20 protein-coding genes are annotated in these 20,316 nt (G+C 59.8%); 10 read left to right on the top strand and 10 right to left on the bottom strand.

Annotation, left to right across the window (positions count from 1 at the left end):
• Positions 1-67: 67 nt before the first annotated feature.
• From ACI2KB_RS26220 to ACI2KB_RS26240, 5 genes are all read left to right on the top strand, one after another.
• Entirely contained in the window at positions 68-829 is a 762-nt protein-coding gene (locus ACI2KB_RS26220; protein ID WP_404639489.1) for an SURF1 family protein, read from the top strand.
• The gene (locus tag ACI2KB_RS26225) at positions 795-1,388 is read left to right on the top strand and encodes a hypothetical protein (protein ID WP_404639491.1); all 594 of its coding nucleotides are present in this window, start codon (positions 795-797) and stop codon (positions 1,386-1,388) included. The genes ACI2KB_RS26220 and ACI2KB_RS26225 overlap by 35 nt, the downstream gene beginning before the upstream one ends.
• Positions 1,389-1,399: 11 nt before the next feature.
• The gene (locus tag ACI2KB_RS26230) at positions 1,400-2,455 is read left to right on the top strand and encodes a heme A synthase (protein WP_404639493.1); all 1,056 of its coding nucleotides are present in this window, start codon (positions 1,400-1,402) and stop codon (positions 2,453-2,455) included.
• Positions 2,456-2,645: 190 nt separating this feature from the next.
• Complete coding sequence (gene cyoE / locus ACI2KB_RS26235) at positions 2,646-3,545, top strand: heme o synthase (protein ID WP_404639595.1); 900 nt, start codon at positions 2,646-2,648, stop codon at positions 3,543-3,545.
• A complete protein-coding gene (locus tag ACI2KB_RS26240) occupies positions 3,542-4,174 on the top strand; it encodes an SCO family protein (protein WP_404639495.1) in 633 nt (210 codons plus the stop codon). The genes cyoE and ACI2KB_RS26240 overlap by 4 nt, the downstream gene beginning before the upstream one ends.
• Positions 4,175-4,310: 136 nt before the next feature.
• Here the strand turns inward: ACI2KB_RS26240 and ACI2KB_RS26245 are convergent, their stop codons facing one another.
• The 3 genes from ACI2KB_RS26245 to ACI2KB_RS26255 all read right to left on the bottom strand — a co-directional run bounded on the left by ACI2KB_RS26245 (position 4,311) and on the right by ACI2KB_RS26255 (position 6,833).
• Positions 4,311-5,084 carry a MetQ/NlpA family ABC transporter substrate-binding protein gene (locus ACI2KB_RS26245; RefSeq protein WP_404639497.1) on the bottom strand — a complete coding sequence of 258 codons (774 nt, stop codon included), beginning with the start codon at positions 5,082-5,084 and terminating at the stop codon, positions 4,311-4,313.
• A 67-nt stretch (positions 5,085-5,151) separates the two neighbouring features.
• Positions 5,152-5,826, bottom strand: coding sequence for a methionine ABC transporter permease (locus ACI2KB_RS26250; protein ID WP_404639499.1), 675 nt, complete (start codon positions 5,824-5,826; stop codon positions 5,152-5,154).
• Entirely contained in the window at positions 5,826-6,833 is a 1,008-nt protein-coding gene (locus ACI2KB_RS26255) for a methionine ABC transporter ATP-binding protein (RefSeq protein WP_404639501.1), read from the bottom strand. The genes ACI2KB_RS26250 and ACI2KB_RS26255 overlap by 1 nt, the downstream gene beginning before the upstream one ends.
• 369 nt (positions 6,834-7,202) lie before the next feature.
• Between ACI2KB_RS26255 and katE the strand changes: the two genes are divergently transcribed.
• Positions 7,203-9,362, top strand: a complete 2,160-nt coding sequence (gene katE / locus ACI2KB_RS26260; protein WP_404639503.1) for a catalase HPII — start codon at positions 7,203-7,205, stop codon at positions 9,360-9,362.
• 121 nt (positions 9,363-9,483) lie between these two features.
• Here katE and ACI2KB_RS26265 read toward each other — a convergent pair whose 3' ends face one another.
• The 4 genes from ACI2KB_RS26265 to zur all read right to left on the bottom strand — a co-directional run bounded on the left by ACI2KB_RS26265 (position 9,484) and on the right by zur (position 12,431).
• Entirely contained in the window at positions 9,484-10,197 is a 714-nt protein-coding gene (locus tag ACI2KB_RS26265) for a PA5502 family lipoprotein (RefSeq protein WP_404639505.1), read from the bottom strand.
• A gap of 158 nt (positions 10,198-10,355) precedes the next feature.
• Positions 10,356-11,138: a zinc ABC transporter permease subunit ZnuB gene (znuB, locus tag ACI2KB_RS26270; protein ID WP_404639507.1), complete on the bottom strand. Its 783-nt coding sequence runs from the start codon at positions 11,136-11,138 to the stop codon at positions 10,356-10,358.
• Positions 11,131-11,949, bottom strand: coding sequence for a zinc ABC transporter ATP-binding protein ZnuC (gene znuC, locus ACI2KB_RS26275; RefSeq protein ID WP_404639509.1), 819 nt, complete (start codon positions 11,947-11,949; stop codon positions 11,131-11,133). Before znuC ends, znuB begins: the two co-directional genes overlap by 8 nt.
• A complete protein-coding gene (gene zur, locus ACI2KB_RS26280) occupies positions 11,949-12,431 on the bottom strand; it encodes a zinc uptake transcriptional repressor Zur (RefSeq protein WP_404639511.1) in 483 nt (160 codons plus the stop codon). The genes znuC and zur overlap by 1 nt, the downstream gene beginning before the upstream one ends.
• A gap of 66 nt (positions 12,432-12,497) precedes the next feature.
• Here zur and ACI2KB_RS26285 point away from each other — a divergent pair, with 66 nt between their 5' ends.
• On the top strand, positions 12,498-13,424 hold the full coding sequence (locus ACI2KB_RS26285) for a zinc ABC transporter substrate-binding protein (protein ID WP_404639513.1): 927 nt from the start codon (positions 12,498-12,500) through the stop codon (positions 13,422-13,424).
• 168 nt (positions 13,425-13,592) lie between these two features.
• Here ACI2KB_RS26285 and ACI2KB_RS26290 read toward each other — a convergent pair whose 3' ends face one another.
• The gene (locus ACI2KB_RS26290) at positions 13,593-14,543 is read right to left on the bottom strand and encodes a homoserine kinase (protein ID WP_404639515.1); all 951 of its coding nucleotides are present in this window, start codon (positions 14,541-14,543) and stop codon (positions 13,593-13,595) included.
• 33 nt (positions 14,544-14,576) lie between these two features.
• Positions 14,577-14,867, bottom strand: a complete 291-nt coding sequence (locus tag ACI2KB_RS26295; RefSeq protein WP_404639517.1) for a DUF2782 domain-containing protein — start codon at positions 14,865-14,867, stop codon at positions 14,577-14,579.
• 74 nt (positions 14,868-14,941) lie between these two features.
• On the opposite strand from ACI2KB_RS26295, the gene polA reads away from it, so the two are divergent.
• Entirely contained in the window at positions 14,942-17,707 is a 2,766-nt protein-coding gene (polA, locus tag ACI2KB_RS26300; RefSeq protein WP_404639519.1) for a DNA polymerase I, read from the top strand.
• Between the two features lie 299 nt (positions 17,708-18,006).
• On the opposite strand, the gene yihA is transcribed toward polA, so the two are convergent.
• Positions 18,007-18,642: a ribosome biogenesis GTP-binding protein YihA/YsxC gene (gene yihA, locus ACI2KB_RS26305; protein WP_404639521.1), complete on the bottom strand. Its 636-nt coding sequence runs from the start codon at positions 18,640-18,642 to the stop codon at positions 18,007-18,009.
• 215 nt (positions 18,643-18,857) lie between these two features.
• On the opposite strand from yihA, the gene ACI2KB_RS26310 reads away from it, so the two are divergent.
• Together ACI2KB_RS26310 and ACI2KB_RS26315 are read left to right on the top strand one after the other, a co-directional pair.
• On the top strand, positions 18,858-19,475 hold the full coding sequence (locus tag ACI2KB_RS26310) for a c-type cytochrome (protein ID WP_404639523.1): 618 nt from the start codon (positions 18,858-18,860) through the stop codon (positions 19,473-19,475).
• 202 nt (positions 19,476-19,677) lie between these two features.
• Positions 19,678-20,316, top strand: coding sequence for a thiol:disulfide interchange protein DsbA/DsbL (locus ACI2KB_RS26315; RefSeq protein WP_404639525.1), 639 nt, complete (start codon positions 19,678-19,680; stop codon positions 20,314-20,316).

Here is a 20,316-nt window from a genome sequence, read left to right on the forward strand (position 1 = left end):
TGACTCCGGGAGCGAACGCTATGCACAGGAGTATAGGTGGGCTGAACCAGTCGGTTGAGGAGACGTGATGAAGCGCTTTCAGCCCGGCATTGCCCCCACGCTGGTGGTCCTTGTACTGCTGCCGGTGCTGATTTCTCTGGGCTTCTGGCAACTGGGTCGCGGGGAAGAAAAACGCGTCATGCTCGCCCATTACGCCGAGCGTCGCGCTGCGCCAGCCATGTCGGCCGAGTTGCTGCCCAGTGCAGTCGACCCTGCTTATCGTCGAGTGCAGTTGCGCGGCACCTTCGACGCCGATCACAGCCTGTTGCTCGACAACAGCACCCGCCAAGGCAAAGCCGGCGTTGAGTTGATTCAGCCGTTTCATGACCAGCCCAGTGGCCTGTGGTTGATGATCAACCGCGGTTGGCTGCCTTGGCCGGACCGGCGCACACCACCCGTTTTCGACACGCCCTCTGAGCCGCTGAACCTCGATGCCTGGGTCTATGTAGCACCCGGCGCGACCTTCCAGTTGCACCCTGATGCGCAGAACGGCGCATGGCCAAAGCTGCTGACGGCCATCGATCCCGCCAAGGTCTGGCCTGAACTCGACCGCGAAGGCTTCGCCTACGAATTGCGTCTTGAAGCCGGGCCTGCGGCGTATCGCACCGACTGGCCGGTGGTCGCCATGGGACCTGAGAAACACGTGGGTTACGCCGTTCAGTGGTTTGCGATGGCGACGGCGCTGGTCGGGCTTTACCTGTACCTGAGTTTCAACCCTCCTCGCTCTACAAAGAATAAGAAGAAGGAACAAGCCCATGGGAACAACGATGAGTCCGGCCAGCACGTCTGACAGCCGCGCCCCGAAAAACCGGCGTCGCGGGCGTGTGCAATTGATTCTGGTCCTGCTGGTGGCGCTGGGGCCGATGATTCTTGCCACGGCCATGTACAAGCTGCAGTTCTGGGTGCCGGACAGTCGCAGCTATCACGGCGAACTGATCGGCAATGGCGAGAGCCGCACAGAACTTGGCGTGCAGTCCGACGAAAAGCGTTGGCAACTGCTGGTCACCGCGCCAGATCAGTGCGACGCCGACTGCCAGCAGTTGGTGTATCTCGCGCGGCAGATCCAGATTGGTCTGGGCCGGGACGCCTCCCGCGCCAGCCATGCGCTGACCACTGCGCAGCCGCTCAGCGCTGAATATGAGGCCACGCTGACCCGCGAATATCCGCAATTGCAACGCTATCCCCTCGACCTGAAGCGCTATCGGCAAATGGCGCCGGGCGTCGATCTGCCACAACTGTGGATCGTCGATCCGCACGGCAATCTGGTGCTGCGCTATGGCGCGGAGGTCAATGGCAAAGACCTGCTCAACGACCTGCGCCAACTGCTGAAACTGTCGAACATCGGCTAAAGGGGGGCATGATGACCAAACCCGGATTTCGTCTCGCCTTATGCGCAACCCTGCTGGCGCTGGTGGTCGTGTTGCTCGGGGCGTATACCCGACTGACCCACGCAGGCCTCGGCTGCCCGGACTGGCCCGGCTGTTACGGCTTCATCAGCGTGCCAAAGACCGAAGCGCAACTGGCCCACGCGCAATTGCATTACCCGGACTCCCCAGTGATCGAGCACAAAGGCCGTAACGAGATGGTGCATCGCTATTTTGCGGGCGGCCTGGCGCTGATCATCATGATGCTCGGCGTACAGGCCTGGCATCGGCGGCACATCGCCGAGCAACCCGTGGCGCTGCCGTTGCTGTTGGTCGGCGTGGTCTTCGCTCAGGCGGCGTTCGGTATGTGGACGGTGACGCTCAAGCTGTGGCCGCAAGTGGTTACGGCGCATTTGTTGGGTGGGATCACGACGCTGAGCCTGTTGTTTCTGCTGACAGCGCGTTTGAGTGGCCAGTTTGCGCCGATACCTCGGATCGGCCCGCGCTTGCGGCGGCTGGCAGCGGTCGGCCTGGTATTAGTTGGGATGCAGATTGCTTTGGGCGGGTGGGTCAGTTCCAACTATGCCGCCATGGCCTGCACGGATTTGCCGACCTGTCAGGGGCAATGGTGGCCCGAGGCGGATTTCGCCAACGGTTTTCACCTGACCCAGCACATCGGCCCCAACTATTTGGGCGGCAAACTCGACAGCACGGCACGCACGGCCATTCACCTGACCCATCGCGTCGGCGCGATGTTGGTGACCTTATCGCTGCTGGCGCTGGCGTGGCAGTTGTATCGTGCAGGGCTTCGAGGCATGGTGGGTTTGTTGGTTCTGGCGCTTGGCGTTCAGGTCGGATTGGGAATCAGCAATGTAGTGTTTCATCTGCCACTGGCGGTCGCGGTGGCCCACAACGCAGGCGGCGCTGCGCTGATGCTGACCATGACGTTGATCAACTACCGTGTCAGGCCGGTGTACGCGCCGTCCAAAAGGCACGCGCCGAGTTTCTGGCAACACGCTCATGTGTTGTTGCATCTGGGGCCGCATCGATGAAGGCACGAACCTGCTTCTGATTATGCGGATTGGGGCTGGCACGGACTTGCTTTAGATGCTGGCGGCAGAGGTCGACATGGACTTGCTGTTGATTCTGGCCGGAGGCCGTAGGAGCAAGCTGCGCTCCTACGCGTTTCAGGCAGAGGCAGATAGTGAGCAGAAGCAGATCGCGGGACGCGAGGATCTTTTCATGACACTCACGACCACCAAAACTCACCGCCAGGCCCTGTGGCGAGACTATCTGGAGCTCACCAAACCCAAGGTGCTGGTGTTGATGCTCATCACCTCGCTGGTGGGGATGTTTCTCGCTACCCGCGCGGGCGTGCCGTGGGCAGTGCTGTTGTTCGGCAATCTGGGGATCATGCTCTGTGCAGCGGGCGCGGCGGTGGTCAACCATGTGGTGGACCGTCGCATTGACGCCGTGATGGCCCGTACCCATAAACGCCCTGTCGCCGAAGGCCGTGTCACGCCCATGGCCGCCCTGGCCTTCGCCACCGTGCTGGCGGTTATCGGGCAGGCGCTGCTGCTGACCTTCACCAACCCGTTGTGCGCCTGGCTGACACTGGCCTCGCTGCTCGGCTACGCGGTGATCTACACCGGCTTTCTCAAGCGCGCGACGCCGCAGAACATCGTCATCGGCGGCCTGGCGGGCGCCGCGCCGCCGCTGCTCGGTTGGGTCGCGGTTACAGGCCACATCAGCGCCGAGCCTCTTCTGCTGGTGCTGATCATCTTCGCCTGGACGCCGCCGCATTTCTGGGCGCTGGCCATTCACCGCAAAGAAGATTACGCCAAGGCCGACATCCCGATGCTGCCCGTGACCCATGGCGAGCGCTACACCAAATTGCACATCGTGCTCTACACCGGGGTGTTGCTGGCGGCGAGCCTGATGCCGTTCGTGATCAAGATGAGCGGCCTGCTTTACCTGATCTGCGCCTGCGTGCTGGGGATTCGCTTTCTGCATTGGGTGCGGGTGTTGTACCTTGGCAGCCAGCCGCACGCCGCGATCAACACCTTCAAGTACTCGATCTGGTACCTGCTGTTGCTGTTCATCGCGCTGCTTGTAGATCACTACCTATTGTTGAATTTATGACCCGCACCCAAAAAACCGTCTTCATCCTCGTGGCCATCGTGGCGTTGATCCTGGGCCTGACTGTTAACCGCGTCCTGTCTGGCAAGGGGCCGGGTGATCAGACGGCGCTGATCGACGCCGGGATCATCCTGTTGCCGCAAAGCCGCAGCGTGCCGGACCTGAAACTGGTGGATCAGGACGGCCAGCCGGTGGCGCTGGATGCATTGAAAGATAAATGGACGCTGCTGTTCTTCGGCTACACCTTCTGCCCGGATATCTGCCCGACCACCCTCGCCCAACTGCGTCAGATCAAGAGTGAACTGCCCAAGGAGGCGGTGGAGAAATTGCGCGTGGTGCTGGTCAGCGTCGACCCGAACCGCGACACGCCGCAGCAGTTGAAAACGTACCTGGGCTATTTCGACAAACAGTTTCAGGGCCTGACTGCGCCGGTGGACACCATTCAGAAACTCGCCAATGCGGTGAGCATTCCGTTCATTCCGGCGGACACCAGCAAACCGAATTACACCGTGGACCACAGCGGCAACCTGGCGTTGCTGGGGCCGGATGGTACTCAGCGCGGGTTCATCCGTGCGCCGTTGAACAACCAGAAGCTGGTCGCGCAATTGCCGGGGTTGGTTGAGCGCAAGTAGTCGTCAGGATGACATTTGATCGTTCCCACGCTCCGCGTGGGAATGCCGACAAGGCCGCTCTGCGGCCAATGTGACGCAGAGCGTCACGGGATGCGCACCCACGCGGAGCGTGGGCACGATCATCACCTGAGGTGAATCAGAACGCCGGAACCACAGCACCCTTGTACTTGGTCTCGATGAACTGCTTGGTCTCCGGGCTGTGCAGCGCGGCGACCAGTTTCTGGATGGCCGGGTCATCCTTGTTGTCTTCGCGGGTCACCAGGATGTTCGCGTACGGCGATTCCTGACCTTCGATGATCAGCGCATCTTTAGTCGGATCAAGCTTGGCGGTCAGCGCGTAGTTGGTGTTGATCAGCGCCAGGTCCACTTGAGTCAGCACGCGTGGCAAGGTGGCCGCTTCCAGCTCACGGAATTTCAGCGCTTTCGGGTTTTGCAGCACGTCGCTTGGCTTGGCCGTGATGCTGGTTGGGTCTTTCAGAGTGATCAAGCCAGCCTTCACCAGCAGAAGAAACGCACGGCCTTCGTTGGTCGCATCGTTCGGCAGCGCCACAGTGGCGCCATCCGGCAGGTCCGCCAGGTTCTTGATCTTGTCCGAGTACGCGCCGAACGGCTCGACGTGAACTTTGGCCACGCTTACCAGATGCGTGCCCTTGCCCTTGTTGAACTCATCCAGATACGGCTGGTGCTGGAAGAAGTTGGCGTCCATGCGCTTCTGATCGACCTGCACGTTCGGCTGAATGTAGTCGTTGAAGACTTTCACGTTCAGCGTCACGCCTTCTTTGGCCAGCGCAGGCTTCACGAATTCGAGGATCTCGGCGTGAGGCACGGCGGTGGCCGCGACGGTCAGGGTTTCATCGGCGTGGGCGGACAGCGCGGTGACGGCTGCGAAAACGGCCAACAGTTTCTTCATCTCTTTTGCTCCTTGAAATGCGCGCCCCGTGGCGCGCACGTGCCAGCCCATGGCTGACCCCATTCGATTAACGGTGTGAAAAGTGCGCGACCAGCTTGTCGCCCACGGTTTGCAGAATCTGCACCAGCACCAGCAGCAATACGACCGTCACGAACATCACATCGTTCTGGAAGCGCTGGTAACCGTAGCGAATCGCCAAGTCGCCGAGACCGCCCGCGCCCACGGCACCGGCCATGGCAGTGAACGAGACCAGCGCAATCGCCGTGACCGTGATCGCCGCCAGAATGCCTGGACGCGCCTCCGGCAGCAGCGCCTTGACGATGATTTGCCGCGTAGTGGCCCCCATCGCCTGAATCGCTTCGATGATCCCGCGATCCACTTCACGCAGTGCGGTCTCCACCAGCCGTGCAAAGAACGGCGTGGCGCCCGCGATCAGTGGCGGCAGTGTGCCGAGAATCCCCAGCGAAGTGCCGGTGATGATTTCGGTCAGCGGCATCATCACGATCAACAGGATGATGAACGGCAGCGCCCGCAGCATGTTCACGACCAGGCCGATGGTGGCGTAGACCGGCTTGTTTTCGAGCAACTGCCGCGGCGAGGTGAGAAACATCAGCACGCCGAGGGGCAGGCCCAGCAGCACCGTAAACGCGAGAGAAATGCCGAGCATGATCAGAGTATCGCCGGTGGCGACCCAGATTTCGTACCAGTCGACGTTGGAAAACAGAGTGGCGAGAGTGTCCATCAACGCAGGATCTCCATGTGAACGTCAGCGGCGGTGAAGCGCGCGAACGCGGCTTCCATGTCGCCGCCGGTAATGGCCAGCGTCAATTGCCCGTAGGGCGTGTCCTTGATGCGGTCGATACGACCGGCCAGGATGCTGTAGTCCACGCCGGTTTCCCGGGCGACCGTACCCAGCAGTGGCGCGTAGGTCGCTTCACCCTGGAACGTCAGACGCACGATGCGGCCCTGAACGTGGGCGAAATCGGAGTTCCGATCGTTCTCGTCGACCTGCTCGTCTTCCTGTACGAAGCGGCGAGTGGTCGGGTGCTTGGGATGCAGGAACACATCGGCCACGGCGCCCTGCTCGACGATCACACCTGCGTCCATCACCGCCACCTGATCACAGACGCGACGGATCACGTCCATTTCGTGGGTGATCAACACGATGGTCAGCTTCAGCTCGCGGTTGATCTCCGCCAGCAATTGCAGCACCGACGCGGTGGTTTGAGGGTCGAGCGCGCTAGTGGCCTCGTCGCACAGCAGGATTTTCGGCTTGGTCGCCAATGCGCGAGCAATGCCGACGCGCTGCTTCTGGCCGCCGGACAATTGCGCCGGGTATTTCTTCGCGTGGTCGGACAGGCCCACCCGCGCCAGCAACTCGGCGACGCGCTGGTCGATCTGCGCACGGGTCATGTCCCCGGCCAGCGTTAGCGGCATCGCGACGTTATCGGCGACCGTCTTGGACGACAGCAGGTTGAAGTGCTGGAAGATCATCCCGACCTGTTGGCGGAAACTGCGCAGACCATCGGCGTCCAACGCCGTGACGTCGACGCCATCGACGATGATCTTGCCGCCGCTGGGAGCTTCCAGGCGGTTGATCAGGCGCAGCATGGTGCTTTTGCCTGCCCCGGAGTGGCCGATCAGGCCAAACACCTGGCCGTTTTCGATCTGCAGACTCGTGGGGTGCAGTGCGGGAATTTCCCTGTCGGCGACCCGATAGGTTTTATGGACGTATTGAAACTCGATCACGTAGCGAACCTTGTGGGGGCGCGTTGGAAGATCAGCTCGTTTGGGAGCTGCGTGGCGATGCCATTTCGGCCGTTTATCGCCTTGGCTGGATAAACCGGGCGCGCATTTTAGCCTGTCGGGTCGGGGTTAGGCCCGGAATTCTTAGCATTTATTTGGTGGGCGACCTGCCGAATGGTCATAAAAACGGCTGATGCAACGTTAGACCAAAGGTTGGAAAAAACACGGAACGGTCATTTTTCTCCTCAGTCACTTAGTAAGCGCCGGATTTCTCCTGCTTCTGTCAGGTAATTCCGGCTGACCGAGCTCATACCGACTTTCCCTTTCGGAAGCGCGAAAAAAGAGCCGCCTGAACCGAGGAGTTTTTGACTGATGGCCACCAAGAAACCCGCACCCGTAAGCAGTACCCCTAAAAGCGAACTGGCAGGCACTGACACGCTAGACCGGGGTAATACCAACACCAAACTCGACAGCCTTGAAGCGTTTCGTTCTGACGCGACCGGTCAGGCCCTGCGCACCAATCAGGGAGTGAAAGTTGCCGATAACCAGAACACGCTGAAGGCGGGCAGTCGTGGCCCTTCGCTGCTCGAAGACTTCATCATGCGTGAGAAGATCACGCACTTTGACCACGAGCGTATCCCGGAGCGCATCGTGCACGCGCGGGGGACGGCGGCCCACGGTTATTTCCAGAGTTACGAGAACCATTCCGCGCTGAGCAAGGCAGAATTCCTGCGCGATCCGGGAAAAAAGACCCCGGTGTTTGTGCGCTTTTCTACCGTTCAAGGCCCGCGTGGTTCGGGAGACACCGTTCGTGACGTGCGCGGTTTTGCGGTGAAGTTCTACACCGCCGAAGGCAACTACGATTTGGTCGGCAACAATATGCCGGTGTTTTTCATACAGGACGCCATCAAATTTCCGGACTTCGTGCACGCTGTAAAACCCGAGCCGCACAATGAGATTCCTACAGGGGGATCGGCTCACGATACGTTTTGGGATTTCGTTTCGTTGGTGCCAGAGTCCGCGCACATGGTGCTGTGGACCATGTCTGACCGTGCGATTCCAAAAAGCCTGCGGACCATGCAGGGCTTTGGCATCCACACCTTTCGCATGATCAATACCGAGGGGAAATCCTCGTTCGTAAAATTCCACTGGAAGCCCAAATATGGCACCTGCTCGTTGCTTTGGGACGAGGCGCAAAAGCTGGCCGGTAAGGACACGGATTACCACCGCCGCGACTTGTGGGAGTCAATTGAATCTGGCGACTATCCCGAGTGGGAGTTGGGCGTGCAGGTCGTTGCTGAAGAAGACGAGCATAAATTCGACTTCGACTTGCTCGACCCCACCAAGATCATTCCCGAGGAAATGGTGCCAGTGACGCCCTTGGGCAAGATGGTGCTCAATCGCAACCCTGACAATTATTTTGCTGAAACCGAGCAGGTCGCGTTTTGCCCTGGGCACATCGTACCGGGGATCGATTTCTCCAACGACCCGCTGCTACAGGGCCGCCTGTTTTCCTACACCGATACGCAGATCAGCCGACTTGGCGGCCCGAACTTTCACGAGATTCCGATCAACCGTCCTGTCTCGCCCAACCACAGCGGCCAGCGTGACGCGCAGCACCGCATGACCATCGACAAGGGGCGGGCTTCCTATGAGCCCAACTCCATCGATGGCGGCTGGCCAAAGGAAACCCCCGCAGGCCCCCAGGACGGCGGTTTCGAGAGTTATCAGGAGCGTATCGAAGCGCACAAGGTGCGCGAGCGCAGTCCGTCGTTTGCCGACCATTTCTCTCAGGCCACGCTCTTTTTCAACAGCATGAGTGAGCACGAGAAGGAGCACATCATCGCGGCCTACAGTTTTGAGCTGGGCAAGGTCGAGCGAGAGCACATCCGCGCGCGGCAGGTGAACGAGATCCTCGCCAACATCGACATGACTCTGGCGACACGCGTGGCTGCCAATCTGGGACTGCCGGCGCCAAAAGGCCCGACGGTCAAGGCTCAGAAAACCGGCAAACCGACCGTGGATAAGTCTCCTCTGCTGAGTCAGGCGAACCTTTTGTCCGGTGATATCGCGTCGCGCAAAGTCGCGATCATCGTGGCGGATGGCGTGGACGACAAAGCTGTCGCAGCGATGAAAGCGGCGCTTGAAGCCGAAGCGGCCCATGCCAAAATCCTCGGTCCTACCTCGGCCCCTGTCAAAACGGCGGGTGGCCAAACTCTACCGGTGGATGCGTCGATTGAAGGTTTGCCTTCGATTGCCTTCGATGCGGTATTCATCCCGGGCGGCGCGGCGTCGATCAAGGCGTTGAGCGGCAATGGTGTGGCGCTGCATTACGTTTTGGAAGCATACAAACACCTTAAGGCCATCTCCTACGCTGGCGAGGCCAAAGAGCTGATCGACTTGCTACATCTGGAAGCGGATGCGGGGCTGTTGGCGGTCTCGGACAGCACGTCGTTCAACGCTTTCTTTGAAGCGATCAAACAGCACCGGGTCTGGGCGCGGGAACCGAAGGCCAAAGCGATTCCGGCTTGAGATAAAAGCGCCGGAGGCCTGATTTACCCTTGTGGGAGCCGGCTCCCACAAGAGGTTGTGAGTTTTCATACAAAAAAGGCGTTGCTCGTGAGGGCAACGCCTTTTGTTTGATTAAAAACGATCAGAGCTTGGCGGGTTTCAGAATGATCTGCGCAGGCGCGGATTTTTCAATCTCGCGCTGGATCTGCAATTCGAAATCCGGGTTGATCTTGGTCACGCGCTTGCTCAGCAACGTGGCCAGCCATGGGTAGTCGTCAGTGCGTGGCACCTGCACGATCACTTCACAGTTGAACGCGGTGACATCCGAGGCGATATCGTTGAGTTGACGACGCAATTGCTTCGAATCAGTGATTTTCAGCGCGATGGTCGTGCTCTCGACGGTCGGGTCGATGATCTTGGCTGTGCGCTTGGCTTCCGCCGCTCGCAACTCGGCTTCAGCTTTCTCAAGCTCCGCCTTGCGCGCGTGGGCAATCGCGCCATTGACGCCGCTGGTCAGCGCTGGAGCCTTGGGCATCAGCGCTCGCGCGCGGCTCAATGCTGTGGCCGCAGCGTTGACGTCGCCTTTTTGCAAAACGATCTGGCTGCGGGTCAAGTAGGCCTCGGCCAGCTTGCGCTGGTATTGCTCAAGGCGCGGATCTTCCGGGTCCTTGCTCTGCAGCGCGGCCAACTGGTCTTCAGCGGTGGCCAATTCGCTGCTTGCGATGTTCTGGTCCAGTTGTTCATAGGCGTCGGGTGCTGCAGCCGGAGCTGGCGCCTCGACGGGTTTGCTCTGGCAGGCGCCCAACAGGACGGAAAATGCAGCAAGCAGCAGATAACGGGATGGGAACGGCTTCATTCCTGCGATTCTCTATTTGCGCAAAAAACGAGCAAGTCTACACATAAAGTGGCTTGCACCGAAAAAAACCGATCACGCACGGCGGCATGGGATCAAATCATTGCACATTGCCGCCATGTAATGATTGCCGAGTAAGACTCTACTTTCGGAACAAGGTTCTACCGCTTGGGCAACAGGAAACTGAGCAGGAACAAGGCTGCTGCACACACCACGATAGACGGGCCAGCGGGGGTGTCCTTGAACCACGATAGCGCCAGTCCCCCGCACACGGCGAGGATGCCGATCACACTGGCGCCCAAGGCCATTTGTTCGGGTGAGCGGGCGTGACGCTGTGCCGCAGCCGCCGGGATAATCAACAGCGAGGTGATCAGCAATACGCCGACGATTTTCATCGCCACGGCGATCACCACGGCAATCAGCAGCATCAGTGTCATGCGCAGCGTAGCCACCGGCAGACCCTCGACGGTTGCCAGTTCTTCGTGCACGGTGATGGCCAGCAATGGGCGCCAGAGCGCGCAGATCAAGACCAGTACCGCAGCGCTGCCGCCGAGAATCCAGGCCAGATCGGTCGGGCTGATCGCCAGCAGATCGCCGAACAGGTAGCCCATCAAGTCGATGCGCACCTCGCGCATGAAGCTCAGCACCACCAGCCCGAGAGACAGCGTGCTCGGCGCGAGAATCCCCAGCAGCGTGTCAGACGCCAGTGGTTGGCGCTGTTGCAGGGTCACCAGCAGAATCGCCAGCAGCAGACAGCCGACCGTCACCGCGATGGTCGGGCTGATGTCCAGCAAAAAGCCCAACGCGACGCCCAACAATGCGGCGTGAGACAGGGTATCGCCGAAATAGGCCATGCGGCGCCAGACTACAAAAGAGCCCAGCGGACCGGCAACAACGGCCAAAGCGAGGCCTGCGAGCAAGGCATAGAGTAGAAAATCAGCCATGCTTGCAGTTGTCCCCGTGGTCATGGTTGTGAGGGTGCGAATGCCCGTGATCGTGAGTGTGCGCTTGGCCGTGCGCGGCCTGGCAGACCTCGCCATGCAGGTCGTGAGCGTGGTCATGATGGTGGTGATAAATCGCCAGGCTCGGCGCGTTCTGGCCGAACAGCTCGACGAACGCCGGGTCGTTGCTGACCTGCTCTGGGTGGCCTGAGCAACAGACGTGGCGATTCAGGCACACCACTTGATCGGTGGTGCTCATGACCAGATGCAGATCGTGGGACACCATCAGCACACCGCATTGGTGGCGATTGCGCAATTGAGTGATCAGCGCGTACAGCTCGGCCTGCCCGGCCACGTCAACGCCCTGAACAGGTTCGTCGAGCACCAGCAGCTCGGGTTCGCGCAGTAATGCCCGGGCCAGCAGTACCCGCTGCATTTCGCCACCGGAAATACCTTGCAGCGGGCTGTCGATGACCTTCTCGGCACCGACTTCCACCAACGCGGCGAGCGCTGTTTCGCGATCGACACCCGGCACCAGGCGCAGGAAGCGCAGTACGGAAAGCGGCAGCGTGGCGTCGACGTGCAATTTTTGCGGCATGTAACCGACACGCAGTTTCGGCTTGCGCCAGACATTGCCCGAATCGGGCTTGAGCAGGCCGAGCACGGCGCGCACCAGCGTGGTTTTACCCGCGCCGTTGGGGCCGATCAGGGTCACAATCTCGCCCGGACTTACACTCAATTGAATGTTATCCAGTACGTTCTGACCTGAGCGGGTGACGCTCACACCTTCCAGACGGATCAGTGCGTCGCTCATCAGGCGGCCTTGCAGCCAGCACACACCCCGACGACTTCGACGGTCTGGGTTTCCACGGCAAAGCCGACTTCATTGGCTGCGCTGACGATGGCTGCGCTGATTGCACCGTGTTGCAGTTCGATGGCGGCGTGGCACTCGCGGCAAATCAGGAACTGACCCTGATGCGCATGGGTGGGATGGTTGCAGCCTGCAAAGGCGTTGAGCGAGGCAATGCGGTGCACCAGACCGTGTTCCAGCAGGAAGTCCAGCGCCCGGTAAACAGTCGGCGGCGCGGCGCGGCGGCCATCTTCTTCGCTCAGCACCGCCAGAATGTCGTAGGCGCCCAGCGGCTTGTGGCTTTGCCACACCAGTTCCAGCACGCGACGCCGCAACGCGGTCAGACGCAGGCCTTTTCCGGCGCACAGTGCATCGGCTTCAGCGAGGGCGCTGTGCACGCAATGGGAGTGATCGTGGGGGCGACTGGCCAGTGGTGTTTTAGACATGGGCGGCGACGGCTTCTGGTAGAGACGTTATTATGTTACCCGTTCCTGCCCCTATGAGTGGTCATCGTGTCCCGACTTTTTTTACTTTTTGTCGTTTTCATCACTGGTTTCTCCGCCATCGCCCCCGCCCAAGCCGACGTCCGTGTGCTCACCAGCATCAAGCCGCTGCAGTTGATCGCAGCGGCGGTGCAGGATGGTATTGCGGTGCCGGAAGTGCTACTGCCACCGGGCGCGTCGCCGCATAATTACGCGCTGCGCCCGTCCGACGTACGGCGTGTTCAGGAGGTCGATCTGCTCTACTGGATCGGGCCGGACATGGAAACCTTCCTGCCCCGCGTACTGACCAACCGCACCAAACCTTCGGTACCGGTGCAGTCGCTGCCAGGCATGCACCTGCGTACCTTCACTGCCAGCGCCGCGCATCATGACGATGATGGCGATGACGACGAGCATGATCACGATCACCGCCCCGGCAGCGTTGATGCACACCTGTGGCTGTCGACGGTCAACGCACGGGTCATCGCAGCGAAGATGGCGGCGGACCTGAGCGAAGCCGACCCGGCTAACGCCGCGCGATATCAGAGTAACGTCAAAGCGTTCGACGAACGGATGGATGCGCTGGACGCGAAGCTCAAGCAGCGTGTCGCGGGCATCGCGGACAAGAAATACTTTGTGTTCCATGAGGCGTTCGACTACTTCGAAGAGGCCTATGGGATTCAGCACGCTGGCGTGTTTGCCGTCAGCCACGACGTGCAGCCGGGCGCGCAGCATGTTGCTGCCATGCGTGCGCGGCTGGCCGAATACGGCAAGACCTGTGTGTTCAGCGAGCCGCCATTGCGCCCGAAACTGGCCGATACCCTCAGCGCGGGCTTGCCGGTGAAGCTGGCTGAGCTGGATGGTCTGGGCGGCTACACGCCTGCCTCTGCGCACGGTTATGAGCAGTTGCTGACCAAGCTGGCGGATGATCTGGCGGGGTGTCTGGAAAGCTTGTAACGCCTGAGCGTCCCATCGCGGGCAAGCGCGCTCCTACAGTCAAATGCGGTTCTCCTGTGGGAGCCGGCTTGCTGGCGAAGGCGTCGTGTCAGTCGCCCCATGTGGCACAGGCAGACCGCATTCGCCAGCGAGCCGGCTCCCACAGTTTGACGATTGCGGTGCTGATCTCTACAACGCAAACGGCAGCGGAATGTGGGTCTCCTGACGCTGTTCCAGGCGCTTTCGGAATTCCGATGGGTCATGGATCAACACGTCCTGACCGGCAAAACTCTCGGCGGCGATCAGACGCGACAGCCAGAATCGCACGCAACCCACACGCAGCATCGTCGCCCACAGCTCGGCTTCTGCGGCCGTAAAGGGGCGCAGCGCCGCATACGCCCCCAGCAACGCCCGCGCCCGAGGCGCATCGATACTGCCATCCTCAAACGAGCACCAGTCATTCACGGCAATGGCCACGTCATACAGCATCGGCGCCGAGCACGCGTTGTAGAAGTCGATCACGCCGGTCAGGTGCGTGCCTTCGAACAGCGTGTTGTCGCGGAACAGGTCGGCATGAACGTTGGCTCGTGGCAGCGCCATGATCTTCGTCTGCTCTCGGGCGATTTCTTCCACAGACGCCTTCAGCAGCGCGCCTTCGGCTTCGTCCAGATGAGAGATGAAGTTGCCGCCCTCTTTCAGCATCCACTCCAGGCCACGATCAGTCCGGCGTTCGATGGTCTTTTCGCGGGTAGCCAGATGCATGTGCGCCAGCAGCTCGCCGATCTGCGAACAGTGCTGTGTGTTGGGAGCTGTCGGGTGTTTGCCTGAGAGACGCGGTTGCAACAGGGCCGGTTTGCCTTTCAGCTCGCGAAGGGCTTGGCCGTCGGTGGTACGCAGCGCGTATGGCACCGGAAGGTCGGCCTCATGCAGTACGTCCAGCAGTTCGATGAAGAACGGCATTTCCTGCACGGGGCCGCGCTCGACCAGCGTCAGCACGAACTCGCCCTGTTCCATGCTGATGAAGTAGTTGGTGTTTTCACTTCCGGCTGCGATGCCCTGAAAATCACGCAGTTGGCCGAGCCCGTACGGGGCGAGAAAAGCTTCCAGCTCAGGCCGAGCCAGGGGAGTAAAAACGGACATATGAACACTGCCAGCAAAAAGTGAATGTTGGGGCTACCAGCTGAATAATACCCATTGGGGGATCAGCATGTCCGGTTGATCCGCACGAATGAATTGACCGCTGGTGCCATCGGCACGCACCAGATAATACGGTTTGCCGTATTTTGGCGTGATTTTCACTGCATAAACGAAGCCGTTCGCCTTGTATTCCTGAACGAAGTTGTCGCCGTCCTTTTTGATGGTGACGTCGGGTTCCGCGGAAGGCGCTTCATCTTCGGCGGCCACCGCAAACAGTGGGCACACCAGCAACAGAGCGACTAGTAACAAGCGATTTTGCGTACGCATGATAACCTTGCTCCTTTGTCGTCAACGGTCCTCGCATTTTAGCGCCGACCCCGCCGAAAAGGTTGATCCTTCACATGAGTCAAGCGCCTCTCGTCCTGGTGGACGGTTCTTCGTACCTGTACCGCGCCTTCCACGCGCTGCCGCCACTCACCACGTCCAAGGGCCTGCCTACCGGTGCGGTCAAAGGCGTGCTAAACATGCTCAAGAGCCTGCGCAAACAATATCCAGACAGCCCGTTTGCCGTGGTTTTCGACGCCAAAGGCGGTACGTTCCGCGATGAAATGTTCGTTGACTACAAGGCCAACCGTCCGAGCATGCCTGACGACATGCGCGTTCAGATCGACTACCTGCACAACTGTGTGCGCGGCCTGGGTTATCCGTTGCTGTGCGTCGAAGGCGTTGAAGCCGATGACGTGATCGGCACCTTGGCGCGCAGTAGTGCCGCAGCTGACCGTCCTGTGATCATTTCCACGGGCGACAAAGACATGGCGCAGTTGGTCGACGGTCATATCACTTTGGTCAACACCATGACCGGCAGCGTGCTGGACGTCGCTGGCGTGAAGGAGAAATTCGGCGTCGGTCCCGAGCACATCATCGATTACCTGGCCCTGATGGGCGACAAGGTCGACAACATTCCGGGGGTTCCCGGCGTTGGGGAAAAAACCGCAACGGGTCTGCTGGTCGGGATTGGTGGTGGCCTGAAAGAGTTATACGAAAACCTCGACAAAGTGCCTGCTCTGCCGATTCGTGGTGCCAAGTCTCTGCCTGCCAAGCTTGAAGAACATAAGGAAATGGCTTTCCTTTCGTACCAGTTGGCAACCATCAAGATTGATGTGCCTCTGGACATTGAGCTTGACGCCCTGCATTGCGGCGAGCCTGACCGTGAAGCGCTGCTGGCGCTGTACACGGAACTGGAGTTTAAAAGCTGGATTCCGGATTTACAGCGCGAAGCCAGGAAAGACGGCGTCGAAATCGCGCCTATTGAAGACGCCGCGCCGGTCATCGAGGCCCAGTACGAGTTGGTGCTTGAGCAGACCCAATTCGATGCCTGGCTGAAAAAACTGGAGGCCGCCAAGCTGTTTGCTTTTGTCGTGCAGAGTAATGGCACCGATGCGCAGCGCGCGCAAATCGTTGGTCTGTCCTTCGCGATCAAGACCCACGAAGCCTGCTACATCCCGCTGACCCACTCATACATGGGCGTGCCCCAGCAACTGGCTCGTGACGCGGTGCTCAAGGCGCTGAAGCCGGTTCTCGAAGACGCGAACAAGATCAAGGTCGGCCAACATGCAAAATTCGCGATCAATCTGCTGGCCAACTGCGCCATTGGTGGCGATCAAAATCAGGGCATCATTGTCGAAGGTGTCAAGTTCGACACCATGCTCGAATCCTATGTCCTCGACTCCACCGCCACCCGCCACGACCGCGACAGCCTGGTGGCGAAGTACCTGGACCACACGCCGGTCAACTTCCAGGACATTGCAGGCAAGGGCGCCAAACAACTGAGCTTCGATCAGATTGCACTGGAGCAAGCGGGCACTTACGCAGCAGAAGAAGCGGACCTGACCCTGCGCCTGCACGAAACACTGCAAGAAAAGCTGGGCAAGATCCCAACGCTGGCCCCTGTCCTGAACGACATCGAAATGCCGCTCATGCCGGTGCTGGCGCGCATCGAGCGCCAGGGCGCGCTGGTTGACGCCAAGCTGCTCGGCATCCAGAGCGTCGAGCTGGGCAACAAGATGACCGAGCTTGAGCGCGAGGCGTTCGGGATTGCCGGAGAAGAGTTCAACCTCGGCTCGCCCAAGCAGTTGGGGGTGATTCTCTACGAAAAGCTTGGCATGCCGATCATCAGCAAAACCGCCACCGGTCAGCCTTCCACCGCCGAAGCGGTGCTGGCTGAACTGGCCGAACAGGACTTCCCGCTGCCCAAGGTGCTGATGCAGTACCGCTCGATGAGCAAGCTGAAAAGCACCTACACCGACCGCCTGCCGGAGCAGATCAACCCGCGTACCGGGCGGATTCACACTTCGTACCATCAAGCCGTTGCAGTCACCGGACGCCTGTCGTCCAGCGATCCGAACCTGCAGAACATCCCGATTCGCACTGCCGAAGGCCGTCGGATTCGTCAGGCGTTCGTGGCGCCGAAGGGCTACAAACTATTGGCGGCGGACTATTCGCAGATCGAGCTGCGGATCATGGCGCATCTGGCCAAGGACGAAGGCTTGCTGCACGCCTTCCGCAATGATCTGGATGTGCACCGTGCGACGGCGGCGGAAGTCTTCGGCGTCGAGCTGGAAAACGTCACCAGCGACATGCGCCGCAGCGCCAAGGCGATCAACTTCGGCCTGATCTACGGCATGAGCGCCTTTGGTCTGGCCAAGCAGATCGGCGTGGATCGCAAGCAATCGCAGGCGTACGTCGACCGCTACTTTGCCCGTTACCCTGGTGTGCTCGACTACATGGAGCGCACTCGTACACAGGCTGCTGAACAAGGTTTCGTCGAAACGATCTTCGGGCGCCGCCTGTATCTGCCGGACATCAACGCCAAGAACCAGGCCCTGCGCAAAGGCGCTGAGCGCATGGCGATCAACGCGCCGATGCAAGGTACGGCGGCAGACATCATCAAGCGCGCGATGGTCGCGGTGAATGGCTGGCTGGAGAAGTCTGAGCTGGATGCCCGCGTGATTTTGCAGGTTCACGACGAACTGGTGCTGGAGGTACGTGAGGATCTGGTCGAGCAGATCAGCCAGGAAATCCGCGTCCACATGAGCAGCGCCGCGAAGCTGGACGTTCCGCTGCTGGTGGAAGTGGGTGTGGGCGATAACTGGGATGAGGCACATTGATCAATTTTTGATCATTGTCGCGAAATGTGGGAGTCGGCTTTCTGGCGAAAAGGCTGGCCAGCCACCATGGAATCTCCCACAGTCATCGAGAGCAATCGCGCCGCCAACATTAAATTTCCACAGATTTTGAACTTCCCCGGACAAACCCCGGTCAGAGTTCGGGAATGGCAGACGCTGCCATTCATGCTCCTATGTTGTGTTAAGTGTTGGCAGATATCCGGACCCTTCCCTGAAGGTTTGGACTTAGACCCCGAACTTCCCCTCCCCATATGAAGTCCGGGGTTTTTTTTGCCTGCGATTCAGGCCGCAGGCGCTTTGTCTTCCAGCTCCATCCAGTCGGCCAGAACGGTGTAGGCCTCTTCCAGCCCCAAGCGCTTGGGCGCCGAGAACAACTGGATGGTCACTGCGTCGCCCCAACCCTTGCGAATTTCCGACTGCACCTTGAGCAAGGTGTTCTTCGCTGCGCCGAAGGTCAGTTTGTCCGCCTTGGTCAGCAGAATGTGCATCGGCATGCCGCTGGCGATGGCCCAGTCGAGCATCAGGGTGTCGAAATCGGTCATCGGATGGCGGATGTCCATCATCAGAATCAGACCTTTGAGGCTTTCCCGGCTGCCCAGATAGGCTTCCAGGTGGCGCTGCCAGTGTTGCTTGAGCGGGATCGGCACTTTCGCGTAGCCATAACCCGGCAAGTCGACCAGGCGGCGATCGTCGTCCAGGCGAAAGAAGTTCAGCAACTGGGTGCGCCCCGGTGTCTTGGAGGTGCGGGCCAGGCTGGCGTGGGTCAGGGTGTTCAGCGCGCTGGATTTACCGGCATTCGAGCGCCCGGCGAAGGCCACTTCGTAACCTTCGTCATCCGGGCATTGGTCGACTTTGGCGGCGCTGAGCTGGAACTTGGCCTGTTGGCACAAGCCGAGGATCGGGTTTTTGAATTGCATGGGATGTCCGGTGAGGGCGTAACGGCTGACGCGCCGTTAGGGATGTCGATTCCGATTGATGGGCGCAAGTATATAGTGCCGCGAATTTTGTGTGTGCTTTGTCCCCTCGACGGGGTGACGTTCGCGTAACTGCGGCTACCATTAGACCTATAACAAATGCCGGGGGAGTGAATAGGCCCGCTATTCATGAGCACTCTGGCCGTACGGATTAGCCGATGAACAAACTACTGGTGAGTCTGCTGTTGGCGTTGGGCGTCTCTGGTACCACTCATGCCGCTGAGGTCGTCGTGGGCGATGCAGCCGCCGGTCAGGCGAAAACCGCCGTGTGTGGGGCCTGTCATGGCCCGGATGGCAACAGCATGGCCCCCAACTTTCCGAAACTGGCCGGACAAGGTCAGCGCTATTTGCTCAAGCAATTGCATGAAATCAAGGACGGCAAACGCGTCGTTCTGGAAATGACGGGCTTGCTGAACAACCTCAATGAGCAGGATCTGGCGGATATCGCCGCGTATTTCGCCAGCCAGAGAGGCAGTGTCGGCGCTGCCGATCCGAATCTCGTCGCCAAAGGCGAAGCGCTGTTTCGTGGCGGCAAGATCGATCAGGGCATGCCGGCCTGTACCGGATGCCACTCGCCGAACGGAGCAGGAAACGCCGCTGCGGGCTTTCCGCATTTGGGCGGCCAACACGCCGACTATGTGAAAAAGCAGCTCACAGCGTTCCGTGAGGGCGATCGCACCAACGACGGCGACACGATGGTCATGCGCACCATCGCCTCCAAGTTGAGCAACAAGGATATCGATGCCTTGGCGGCCTACATACAGGGGCTTCATTAAGTCTGGATTAAGGCTGGGGGCCTTATTCTTGACGAGTCGACAGCCGGGAATGGCGAATTGCATTTCTCTCTCCGACGGGCAAAAAAGGGTCGCAAACGGCTGCCCTTTTTTGTCCTCGCAGGCGTTACACTTGCGAACTCGTATCACCTCGCCCGGTCAAAACGCGGCCGTCGAGGTGACTTTTCATGCCCAGGAGTTAAGCATGCGTAATCTGATTCTCAGCGCCGCTCTGGTGTTCACCAGCCTGTTCGGTCTGACCGCTCAGGCGGCAGAGCCGATCGAAGCTGGCAAGCAATATGTCCAGCTGAGCAGCGCCGTTCCTGTTTCCGAACCCGGCAAGATCGAAGTCGTCGAGATGTTCTGGTACGGCTGCCCACACTGCTATGCCTTTGAGCCGACCATCAATCCATGGATTGAGAAGCTGCCGGCGGACGTTCACTTCGTCCGTATCCCTGCGATGTTCGGCGGTCCATGGGATGCCCACGGCCAACTGTTCATCACCCTCGACACCATGGGCGTGGAGAAGAAAGTCCACAGCGCGGTATTCGATGCCATCCAGAAAGGTGGCAAGCGCCTGACCGACAAAAACGATATGGCTGACTTCGTCGCTACCCAAGGCGTCGACAAGCAGAAGTTTCTGGAAACCTTCGATTCGTTCGCTGTGAAGGGCAAGATCGCCCAGTACAAGGAACTGGCCAAGAAGTATGAAATTACTGGCGTTCCAACCATGATCGTCAACGGTAAATACCGTTTCGACCTGAGCACCGCTGGTGGTCCGGAGCAGACGCTGCAAGTGGCGGATCAGTTGATCGCCAAAGAGCGCGCCGCGCTGACCAAGTAA

This window comes from Pseudomonas sp. NPDC088444 (assembly GCF_044900175.1).
Taxonomy (GTDB): Bacteria; Pseudomonadota; Gammaproteobacteria; order Pseudomonadales; family Pseudomonadaceae; genus Aquipseudomonas.